The 10695-nt window shown below is 44.2% G+C and carries 11 protein-coding genes and 1 tRNA gene; 10 read left to right on the top strand and 2 right to left on the bottom strand.

What is annotated here, in order from left to right; all coding sequences use genetic code 11:
* Nucleotides 1–123: 123 nt before the first annotated feature.
* Nucleotides 124–1536: a DUF697 domain-containing protein gene (locus IQ234_RS17505; protein WP_193958011.1), complete on the bottom strand. Its 1413-nt coding sequence runs from the start codon at nt 1534–1536 to the stop codon at nt 124–126.
* Nucleotides 1537–1713: 177 nt separating this feature from the next.
* Here IQ234_RS17505 and rpmG point away from each other — a divergent pair, with 177 nt between their 5' ends.
* From rpmG to glgA, 8 genes are all read left to right on the top strand, one after another.
* Entirely contained in the window at nt 1714–1908 is a 195-nt protein-coding gene (gene rpmG, locus IQ234_RS17500) for a 50S ribosomal protein L33 (protein ID WP_002734724.1), read from the top strand.
* A 40-nt stretch (nt 1909–1948) separates the two neighbouring features.
* Entirely contained in the window at nt 1949–2164 is a 216-nt protein-coding gene (gene rpsR, locus IQ234_RS17495) for a 30S ribosomal protein S18 (protein ID WP_002732313.1), read from the top strand.
* A gap of 367 nt (nt 2165–2531) precedes the next feature.
* Nucleotides 2532–4760 (top strand): GAF domain-containing protein, encoded by a 2229-nt coding sequence (locus tag IQ234_RS17490; protein ID WP_193958010.1) that lies wholly within the window; start codon nt 2532–2534, stop codon nt 4758–4760.
* 76 nt (nt 4761–4836) lie between these two features.
* Nucleotides 4837–4909, top strand: a tRNA-Phe gene (locus IQ234_RS17485).
* A gap of 198 nt (nt 4910–5107) precedes the next feature.
* Entirely contained in the window at nt 5108–5851 is a 744-nt protein-coding gene (locus IQ234_RS17480; RefSeq protein WP_193958009.1) for a HEAT repeat domain-containing protein, read from the top strand.
* Nucleotides 5835–6452: a flavin prenyltransferase UbiX gene (locus tag IQ234_RS17475; RefSeq protein WP_193958008.1), complete on the top strand. Its 618-nt coding sequence runs from the start codon at nt 5835–5837 to the stop codon at nt 6450–6452. The genes IQ234_RS17480 and IQ234_RS17475 overlap by 17 nt, the downstream gene beginning before the upstream one ends.
* Before the next feature lie 278 nt (nt 6453–6730).
* The gene (locus tag IQ234_RS17470; protein ID WP_193958007.1) at nt 6731–7393 is read left to right on the top strand and encodes a hypothetical protein; all 663 of its coding nucleotides are present in this window, start codon (nt 6731–6733) and stop codon (nt 7391–7393) included.
* A gap of 228 nt (nt 7394–7621) precedes the next feature.
* Nucleotides 7622–9049 (top strand): glycogen synthase GlgA, encoded by a 1428-nt coding sequence (gene glgA, locus IQ234_RS17465; RefSeq protein WP_193958006.1) that lies wholly within the window; start codon nt 7622–7624, stop codon nt 9047–9049.
* 46 nt (nt 9050–9095) lie between these two features.
* Here glgA and IQ234_RS17460 read toward each other — a convergent pair whose 3' ends face one another.
* Nucleotides 9096–9716 carry a vWA domain-containing protein gene (locus tag IQ234_RS17460; protein ID WP_193958005.1) on the bottom strand — a complete coding sequence of 207 codons (621 nt, stop codon included), beginning with the start codon at nt 9714–9716 and terminating at the stop codon, nt 9096–9098.
* Between the two features lie 212 nt (nt 9717–9928).
* Between IQ234_RS17460 and IQ234_RS17455 the strand changes: the two genes are divergently transcribed.
* On the top strand, nt 9929–10261 hold the full coding sequence (locus tag IQ234_RS17455; protein WP_002788220.1) for a TMEM165/GDT1 family protein: 333 nt from the start codon (nt 9929–9931) through the stop codon (nt 10259–10261).
* Nucleotides 10262–10360: 99 nt separating this feature from the next.
* A complete protein-coding gene (locus IQ234_RS17450; protein WP_002764179.1) occupies nt 10361–10636 on the top strand; it encodes a TMEM165/GDT1 family protein in 276 nt (91 codons plus the stop codon).
* Nucleotides 10637–10695: the final 59 nt, after the last annotated feature.

The raw sequence follows: 10695 nt of genomic DNA, 5'->3' as shown, positions 1-10695 counted from the left end.
CCCTAAAACCCTAAAACCCCAAAACCCTAAAACCCCAAAACCCCAAAACCCCAAAACCTGAATCCTGACTCCTCAAAACCTAAGACTCTGTACCTCACAACTATGGAAATTGCTATAGATTTTTTAACCAGAAAATGCCGACCAACGAGCGCTCGTTTGCTTGACAAAATCCTGTAAAAATGCTAGGCGCTGATTTTGTTCCCAGACCTGTTTAACTTTATTCTGCAAACTCGTCCAATTCCAATCATTATTCAGTTGCTCGTTAATTTCCTGTTCTTGGAAATATTCAACTAAACTTAAACCAGCTAAACGAGTTAGATAGGCTGCTCCAATTCCCTGCACTGTACCACCGGCAATATAAGTAATCGCATTTCCCTTGAGAATCGTTCCTAATGCCTGAGTTGTCACTTCTACCATGCCCAATTGTACCATCATTTTCCCCAGGGTAGTCATGGCTGTTTTTGCTTGTTCAAGGGACATTTTTTGTTGATAAATTGCCCCTAAATCCACTAACATTTGAGCGTTAGTGGCTGCCGCTAAAACTAAATCTAGGGCCGCGAGAGGATTAGCAAAAGTGGCAGTAGCGGTTATCCATTGGTATTGTTCGATAACAGGTAAAGCCTTTTTGCGTCGGGATTGATTGAGTAATTGTTTGGTTTCCTTGGCTAATTCGAGCGCTTGTCTCCAGATAGTTCCCAGAACTAATTCAGACTTTTCTTGTTCGATAATTTGTCGGAGATGATTATCTAAAGGAGTGATAACCACGGTTTGGGGTTCCGTCCATTCCTTGATTTCTCCATTGCTTTGATGTTGACGAACTTTTAGGGGTTCAGGGGCAGCGGCTATGGCTAAAATATTATGAGCAGCAATAGTTTCTTTCAGTCTTTGTTTCAGGGAAAGGAGTATTTCTTCTCTGGTTTCGGCGGGTAAACGATCCTGTTTATTCAGTAACAGGATAACACGCTGGTGCATTCGATCGAATTGCTGGACTATTTGCCATTCGGAATCGCTTAAATCCCCATTGATGAGATACAAAACTAGGTCGGCTGCCAGAGCTTTTTTCTGGTTAGCGGTGGAGTCGAGAGTTAGAAGCGGTTCCGTTTCCAGAAAAGCGATAGATTCCCCAAAGTTGCCGCTTTCTAGTAGTTTTTTTAAGGCAGTTTTACCAGTTTTTCTCGCACCAGTAATGGCAATTTTCAGGTCTTGGCGACTAAATTCTTGATTTAATTGGGTTAAACTGGTTTTGAGTGGGGTTAAGTCTTGATTGGGGTCTTCTTTGGCCAGATAATTAATTATCTTCTCGGCTTTGCTAATCGTTTGTTTAACCTTTTCTAGACTCAGGGGAGTGGGAGGGGAAAAATCGATTTTCGTGTGGGGTTTTTGCCAAAACCAGATACCCGCACCAAGAGCAATCGCACCGAAAATACCCCATGAACCGATTTCGCTCAGTGTACTATTGAGAGTTTCCCCCAGGGTGAAAGCGATGGTAATGCCTATCCCCGTCACTAAAATCGGTTTACCCAATCTTACCGTCATTTTTCCTCATCCTCGCCAACTGCTGTGATTATTCTAGCTTTTTTGTGCTGGATTTCATCCCAAAATCAACTTTTCAGCCGACAATTCCCTGGGTTCGTCCCGGCTGCTCTTGCCTAAAAAGCCTCAGATATGTCATAATGATCGATTGCGTGTAAATTTACCCGATCCCCTGTTGTTATGGCTAGTAAAAAAGGCGTTCGCCTAATCATCACTGTAGAATGCACGGAATGCCGCAGTAATCCCGATAAGCGTACCCCCGGCGTTTCTCGCTACACCACCAGCAAAAACCGTCGCAATACCACCGGCAGACTGGAAATCAAGAAATACTGTCCCCACTGCAATAAGCACACCGTCCACAAGGAAATTAAGTAAGCACACTTTAGTCAAAAAGTCAAGCAATCTTTACAAATCTATGAGCTACTATCGTAAACGTCTCTCCCCCATCTCCCCCAGTCAACCGATTGACTACAAAGACACCGAACTCCTCCGCAAATTCATCACCGAACGCGGCAAACTTCTACCTAGACGCATCACCGGTTTAACTTCTAAACAACAGCGAGACTTAACGGAAGCGGTAAAACGGGCCCGTTTAATGGCTTTATTGCCTTTTGTCAACCAAGAAGCCTAAATTCAGTGATCAGTAATCAGTAATCAGTGAACAGTGATCACTGAAAATAACACATATAAGTAATAGGACAAAATTAACTTCTTGGTGAGGATAGGCACTCATCTAAGGAGTGGTTAGATATGTGTAATTAATTGTGTCTAGCTACTTAACTTAAAACTTAAACCTGATCACTGATAACTGATAACTGATAAGCGATCTCAGTATATTGGGGTTGCTTTCTCGTTTTTGCAAAGAAATATATCAGAATCGGCAGCGGATAGGAAAATTCGTGCGAGAATCTAAAGAAATTGTTAAATCGCCCTAGGAGTAGCCAACGATTTTGTGATTATCGATCCAAATCCACCAATTAGCACAAGGGGAGGCTCTTATGGAAAAGCATCCATCAGAAATCGAGATCGAGCTAGATAAACAGCTAAAAGCGGAGGATTCCGAGCAGTTTCTGCGTAGTATATTTAATTCTGTGCAAGCGTCGATTTTTGTAGTGGACGTGCTGGAAAATAGAGATTTTCGCTATGTGGGAGCAAACCCCGTTCATGAACGCTGGACAGGATTGCGTTCATCGGATATTAAAGGCAAAACTCCCGAACAAATCCTTCCCCCCGATGATGCGCGTAGTGTGCGGCAACACTATAGTGATTGTGTGCGTTACGGAACGACTATTTCCTACGAACAGTATTTACCTTTTCAAAATATACCCTACTGGTGGCTAACGACTTTAACACCCTTACGGGATAACAATGCGCGCATCTATCGTTTGGTGGGAACCAGTACCAATATCACCGAACGCAAACAGGCCGAAGAAGCTTTAAGATTACAAGCAGAACGGGAACAACTATTGGGGGTAATGCAGGAAAGAATCCGGCAATCGTTGGATCTTGATCGCATTTTGCAAAGAACCGTTAAAGAGGTGCGACAATTCCTCCACTGCGATCGAGTGTTAATTTATCGTTTATTCCCCGATCGTAGTGGCATGATTGTGGTGGAATCCCATACTGCGAGGATTAATTCCGTCTTAGGAAACAGCATCGAGGATCCCTGTTTTAATTTATCCCCAGAACGTCTGGAAAATTATCGTCGCGGGAGAATTCAAGTTATTGAAAATGTTCATAATTCGGGACTTGATCCCTGTTATCGCAGCCTACTAACCTCTTTGCAAGTACAGGCTAACTTGGTGGTGCCAATTATCTGCGATAACCAACTCTGGGGGTTACTAATTGCCCAAAATTGCCAAAAAACTCGCTCTTGGCAATCCCAAGAAATCGATCTACTTAAACAATTAGCCATTCAAGTGGGAATTGCCATTCAACAAGCAGAACTGCACCAACGGGTAAAATGCTTGAATACTGCCTTAGAATCGGAGGTTCAGCAAAGAACCGCCGAATTGCAGATGACTTTGAAGTATGAAGCATTAATCGGACGGATTACCGAAAAAATTCGCGATAGTCTCGATGAAAATCATATTCTGCAAACCACCACCAGGGAATTAGTCCAGGTTTTACCGGTAGAATGCGCCCAAATTGAGCTTTACAATCCCAGTCGCAGCCAAGCTACTATTGTCCACGAATACACCACTAAAGAGCTTATCTGTCAGGGAATTAGCCATCAAATTAGCGATTTTCCTGAAATCTATCAACCGCTGCTGCACAAACAAATTTTACAATTTGTTGATTATCTTCCCCTTGGCAATCCGCAAATCTGTCGTGTTAACCGTTGCGCTTGTCCTATCTTTGACGATCAGGGGTTTTTGGGCAATATTTGGCTAATTCGGCCAGCTAATCAGATTTTTAACGCCTTAGAAACTAATTTGATTCAGCATATTGCCACCGAATGTGCGATCGCTATTCGCCAGGCACGACTTTACGAATCTTCCCAAGCACAAGTGAGGGAATTAGAAAAACTGGAAAGATTAAAAAGCGAATTCCTGAAAACCCTTTCCCATGAACTGCGAACCCCGATTACCAGCATTCGTCTAGCGGTGGAAACCCTAGAAAGTCTCCTAGAATATCAAGGGATCAAGATCGATCCGCAGGATTCGATCGGTGAACTGTTGCAAATTCTTAACATTGAATGTCAGCGTCAGAGTAAGTTAGTTAATGATCTGTTGACTTTAACCTATCTAGATGCGGAAACCGAACCTCCGGCGATCGAAACAATCGACTTACTTTCTTGGCTACCCTTATTAGTGGAACCTTTTCGTACTCTCACCCGCGAGCGACAACAGCAGTTAATTTTAGATATAGATGGGGATATACCGGAGATTAACACCAGTCTGTGTGATATCGAACGCATCATAGCGGAATTACTGACCAATGCTTCTAAATATACCCCAGAACAAGGGATAATTATGGTAAATGTGAGGCGTGCGGACGAGCAAATATTAATCAGTGTGAGCAATTCAGGAGTAGAAATCGCTCCAGAGGAATTATCAAGAATATTTGCCCCTTTTTATCGTATTCCTAGCCAAGATCCCTGGCGCTACAGTGGTACCGGTTTAGGTTTAGCTTTAGTCCACAAACTGATTAAACCCCTGAATGCCACCATCGATGTCACCAGCGCCAATGCTGTCACTACTTTTACCCTCACCTTGCCAATCTAGTCAAGCAGAAAACTTTTTAGAAAAAAACCTTGCAATTATTTCGAGGGCGTGCTATATTGATAAAGGACTGAAAAAAGCCGAGATAGCTCAGTTGGTAGAGCAGAGGACTGAAAATCCTCGTGTCCGCGGTTCAAATCCGCGTCTTGGCATCGGAAAAACAGGAAAATTTGCCCTGTATTTACTTTCTACTCTGCTAGGTTTTGTAAATGCAAGGATAGACAGAAAACGGGTTTCTCCGAGAAACCCGTTTTCTACTCATGCAAAACTGAAAAGTCTCCCCAACCCGCAACTACTTTTTGATTTTTGGCTTGACGTGAGCGGTCACGGATTAAGATAATCTAACAAGTATGTACGACAATGAAATCCTAGACTCTAGCAATTCCTTAAATAATCCTCTCGATGGGAGCGATCCGGATCAAGCAGCGGAAATCCCCCCCGATCCCGAGGAAATGCTCTTATTGCTTACTTCTGCTCATGTGAGCGAGAGGATGATCGCCGCTCGCGCCTTTTGTGAATTGCGGGACGAAAGAGCGATCGCACCTTTACTAGAGATGTTAAACGATGTCTGTCCCCTAGTGCGTGTCAGTGTCGCCTACGCTTTGGGCCGAAATCCCAGTCTTAGCTCTGTGGTTCCCTTAATCGATTTACTGGCCAGGGATTGGAATGGTTACGTCAGAAAAGGGGTAGTTTGGGCCCTGGGTAACTGTGGCGATCGCAAAGCGATCGAGCCTTTGGTTCATGCTCTTAAAACTGATATTTCGGCGGTGCGATTATGGGCAGCCAGTAGTTTGGCCCAGATTGCCAAGGTCAATTATGAAGATATCATCACCGTGTTGCCGCCTTTAATTGAAGGACTGCGCCGGGATTTAATCGCAGCGGTGCGCAGTAATTGCGCTTGGTCGATCGGTCAATTATGCCGAGAATTGCCCTTCAATGTGATTTATGCCACGGCGATCGATGCTTTGATCGAGGCCTTGGTGGAAGATGAGGATTTAGGTGTCAAGGAAGATGCTAGGGGTGCTTTATTAAAAGTGGGCGACCCAAGAGGATTACAATTGATCGAGGAATTAGAGCTTGAAGGAATTATCTAAACCGCTAATTTTGGGCGTTACAGGGGCATCAGGGCTGATTTATGCTGTCCGTACTCTCAAATATCTACTTTTAGCCGACTACACGATCGATCTAGTGGCCTCCAGATCAGCTTACACTGTCTGGCAAGCGGAAGATAATATTCGGATGCCGCCAGAACCGGAGCTGCAAGAACAATTTTGGCGCAGTCAATGCGGGGTGATGGAAAAGGGAAAACTACGCTGTCATCGTTGGGGTGATGTGGGGGCAACGATCGCCAGTGGTTCCTATCGCACCCTTGGTATGATAATTATTCCCTGTAGCATGAGTACAGTGGCCAAATTAGCGGGGGGATTAAGTTCCGATTTGCTAGAAAGAGCGGCCGATGTGCAGATTAAGGAGGGCAGAAAATTGGTTTTAGTGCCGCGAGAAACCCCTTTTAGTTTAATTCATCTGCGTAATTTAACTACTTTGGCCGAGGCGGGCGTTAGAATTGTGCCAGCAATACCGGCATGGTATCACCATCCCCAATCGATCGAGGATTTGGTTGATTTTGTTATTGCTCGTACTCTTGATCAGTTAGATATCGATTGTGTGACAATTAATCGCTGGCAAGGACATTAAGTAGTTGGACAAAAGTAAAGTTAACTGTGGGGTCAGGAGTCAGGAGTCAGGAGTCAGGAGTCAGAAGAATTAAAAATGAATAATAATTAACTAAATGGTCTATTTACATATTTTAGGCAATTTAATCCTTATTTTTGCCGTTTTTGAACCATCAAAAATTAATTATGCAAGAGGTCTATTAACAGTTATCAGTTATCAGTGGATAGTGGATAGTGATTGATCACTGTTTACTGATCACTGTTTACTGATCACTGATCACTGAGTCAAGGGAGGTAAAAATGGGCTGGATTATGGTCTTATTTGCGATCGCTGTAGGCGGATTACTGATCTGGCAGAATCTGGGGGTGATCACTTTGGTCTTTTTTGGCGGTATTATGACGGTAAAACTGCCCCTAGCGGTCTGGGTGTTACTTTTCACCTTGGCGGGAATTATCAGTGGTTTAACCCTGCAATTTCTCTATAGTTTTGGTCGTCCTTTGGCTGCCCCAAAAGCTTCCCCTCGTATAGGAAATAATCCTACAGTCCCACCGCCATCTCCCCGACCTACCTATATTCAAGATTCTGCTCCGTCTCCACCCCTTCGACGTAGCTCAGGGCAAGCGAGTAACGATTGGGAAAGAGATAGCGGTGATGATTGGAATTTTGATACACCCCCCCTTCGACGTAGCTCAGGGCAAGCCGAAAAACCGACGACCATTCAGGAGCGGGAAGAATTTTCGTCTAGGCTTGCAGATGAGGAAAAAGTTGATTTTGTCAAGCCACCAAGTGACAGTTCTCAAACTGACTCGGTTTATTCCTATAGTTACCGCACAGCCAAACAGACTCGCGGGGAAAAAGCCGATCAAGTGTACGATGTCAATTATCGGATTATTACGCCCCCCGCCGAGGATCAAAACGAAGAACGGGAAGTAAACAAAGGGGATGAGGAAGAGTGGATTTAACTTTGACAGAGACAGAAACAGTGCTGATCAGCTAAAAATTGCTAAAAAGGCGGTAAAAAAAGCCTAAAAAACTTAATAATGCCCAAAACAGCTAATTATATTCCTCGTTGGCTCTCTGGTTAGTGAAAGAAAAATCTCAGCTAATCCGATAATACCTGCTGGCAAATCCTGCTAGGGGGGGTTTATCTGTTAAAATTTCTTGTCGTCGTGAAGTGAAGCGGGAAGAGTATGCGAATTCTATTTGTGGGTGCCGAGGCCGCTCCAATTGCCAAAGTTGGGGGAATGGGGGACGTAATTGGGGCATTACCGAAAGTCTTGCGTCAGCTAGGTCATGATGTGCGGATTTTTCTGCCCTACTACGGTTTTCTTCAGGAAAAAATGGACATCCCTTCCGAACCCATTTGGTCAGGATTCGCCATGTTTCAGGATTTTTCAGTCTATGAAACGGTTTTACCCGATACAGATATTCCTCTCTACCTCTTTGGTCATCTAGCTTTCTCTGGACGCAGTATCTACGGAGGCGAAGATGAGGCCTGGCGATTTACTCTATTTGCCAATGGTGCGGCGGAATTCGCCTGGAATTACTGGAAACCGCAAGTTATTCACTGTCATGATTGGCATACGGGCATGATTCCCGTTTGGATGCACCAAGACCCCGATATTAGCACCGTTTTTACTATCCATAATCTCGCCTACCAGGGGCCTTGGCGGGAGGCGTTGGAAAAAATGACTTGGTGTCCTTGGTATATGCAGGGCGATAATACCATGGCCGCAGCGGTTCAATTTGCTAATCGCGTCACTACCGTTTCTCCCACCTATGCCCGTCAAATACAGACCCCCATTTATGGCGAAAATTTAGAAGGATTATTGTCCTATATTTCTGGCAATCTGGTGGGGATTGTTAACGGCATCGATACGGAGGTGTATAACCCGGCTAAAGATGCTTATCTTAAGCAGAATTTTACCCCAGAAACCATCGAAAAACGTCTGGCTAATAAAATTGCCCTGCAAGAAGAAGTGGGGCTACAGGTCAGTAAAAGTGCCTTTGTCATGGCGATGGTGACGCGTTTGGTGGAACAAAAAGGTATTGATCTAGTGATGCAAATTTTAGATCGCTTTCTCACCTATACTGATGCACAATTGATTATTTTAGGTACAGGCGATCGCTATTATGAAACCCAACTATGGGAGATGACTTCCCGTTTCCGGGGGCGAATGTCCCTGCATCTTCTCTATAGTGATGCTCTTTCCCGTCGCATCTATGGGGGGGCCGATGCTTTGTTAATGCCTTCTCGTTTTGAACCCTGCGGCATTTCCCAATTAATGGCCATGCGTTACGGTTGTATTCCCATGGTACGCCGCACCGGTGGTTTAGTCGATACGGTGTCTTTCCACGACCCAATTCAGGAAAAAGGAACGGGATTTAGTTTCGATCGCTATGAACCTTTAGACCTGTTTACCTGTATGATCCGGACTTGGGAAAGTTTCCGTTATAAACAGGATTGGCAAAAACTACAGCAACGGGCAATGACTCAAGATTTCAGTTGGTATAAATCCTCTTTGGAATATCTCAAAATCTACAAACAAATCACCGGACAATCGGAGCAATTATCCGATGAGGAAAAAGATAAATTTGTCGCCCTGACTAGCAGTTAAATCCTGCTTAAGTAGGGGTGAAGATATAACCCCTACTTAACAGAAATTAATCAATAATGGCGTTGAGAAGAACTTCCGCTAGGGTCATATCTTCCATATCATCGATAGTAATTGTGTCAACGATATCAAATTTGGCCCCTGCCGATTCTAGCTGATCGTCTAAAGCTTTAAGAAATTCGGTTGCTTGTCGATCATTGCCTACTTGAATCAGAGAAATGGCTAATTCTTGATCGCTATCGAGTTTTCGAGAAGCTTCGATAATTTGACGCATCACCGCTTTGCGATCATCTGGTTCTCCGTCAGTAATCACCAGAATAGTTTCTCCGTTGGGTTTAGTTTTGCCGGCAGTTTTGCGCTGAAAATAATTATCAAGGGCATCTTGGAGAACAGCTGCTAGGTCTGTCCTCCCCATCGGTTCATTTTCTTGATAAATTCGTGTCACCTTATCGGAAGTAACATTATCATAGCGTCGGAAACGTCCGGAAAAAAGATAGATAGTGATGCCGTCCGGATCGATTTCCTCGCACTTTCTAGCCAAGGCGAGGGTGGATTCTTGGGCAATTTGCCAACGGGTTTTCTCACTGGGTTTATCAGCAGTGGACATACTGCCACTTTTGTCAATAATCAGAGTATAATCTCTGTTCTGTACAACACTTTCACTGGTCATAGGGGCTATACCTCCAAGCAATTTGCGCTCGTCCTAGTCTAATAATTATTAAACTCTAGGATGGAAACTCCACCTCGATCGACTAGGGTTTTTTAACTATTGGTGGAGGAGACAGCGTAATCAACAGCAGAAACTATCGCCAGAAAACCAGTCGGGCTAAAATGAAAAAAGTATGAAAATTATTTCTTAACCCGATATTGTTAAATTAGCCGATGAGTGATAGCAAATCGATCGCCTCAACCGAGAAAAAGCCAGATAATCCACCTTCTTGGAGTTTTTGGACGGTGTTTAGTTCCACCTTCCTAACCATATTTTTGGCTGAAATCGGCGATAAAACCCAATTAGCCACCCTTCTGATCAGCGCCGAATCCCAATCCCCCTGGGTGGTTTTTGCCGGGGCAGCCAGTGCTTTAATCGCTACCAGTCTCCTCGGTGTCCTGATCGGTTATTGGATTGCTCGTCGTCTTTCCCCGAAAACCTTAGATATCGGTGTCGCTATCCTTCTCCTTTTGATCACCGGTTTACTCATCAGCGATATTCTCTAGGCAATCAGTGAGCAGTTATCAGTTATCAGTTATCAGTTATCAGTGAGCAGTTATCAGTTCACTGTTCACTGAAAAAAGCTTCCCATCTCCCTAGAATTTATGAATTGGCAATTATTCGGACTGACATTTATCACGGTTTTTTTGGCAGAAATCGGCGATAAAAGTCAATTAGTAGCGATCGCTCTCGGTGGCAGTTCCAAATCACCCAAAGCCGTCTTTTTTGGCTCAATTACCGCCTTAATCCTGACCAGTTTCTTAGGAGTCCTTGCGGGGGGCAGTATGGCGCAGTTATTCCCCGCTAAGATATTAAAAGCGATAGCGGCGATTGGTTTTGCGCTGCTTGCTGTCCGGCTGCTTTGGCCAGATTCAGATTGATAATTGGGTTTGCGGCAAAAAGCTTTTCCTGGGGGCAGGGTGTGGGGTGTGGGGTGTAG

It is taken from the genome of Microcystis aeruginosa LEGE 91341 (assembly GCF_015206885.1).
Classification (GTDB): domain Bacteria; phylum Cyanobacteriota; class Cyanobacteriia; order Cyanobacteriales; family Microcystaceae; genus Microcystis; species Microcystis aeruginosa_H.
The sequence above is the reverse complement of the archived record's forward strand: the minus strand, read 5'-3'. Positions and strand labels throughout refer to the sequence as shown.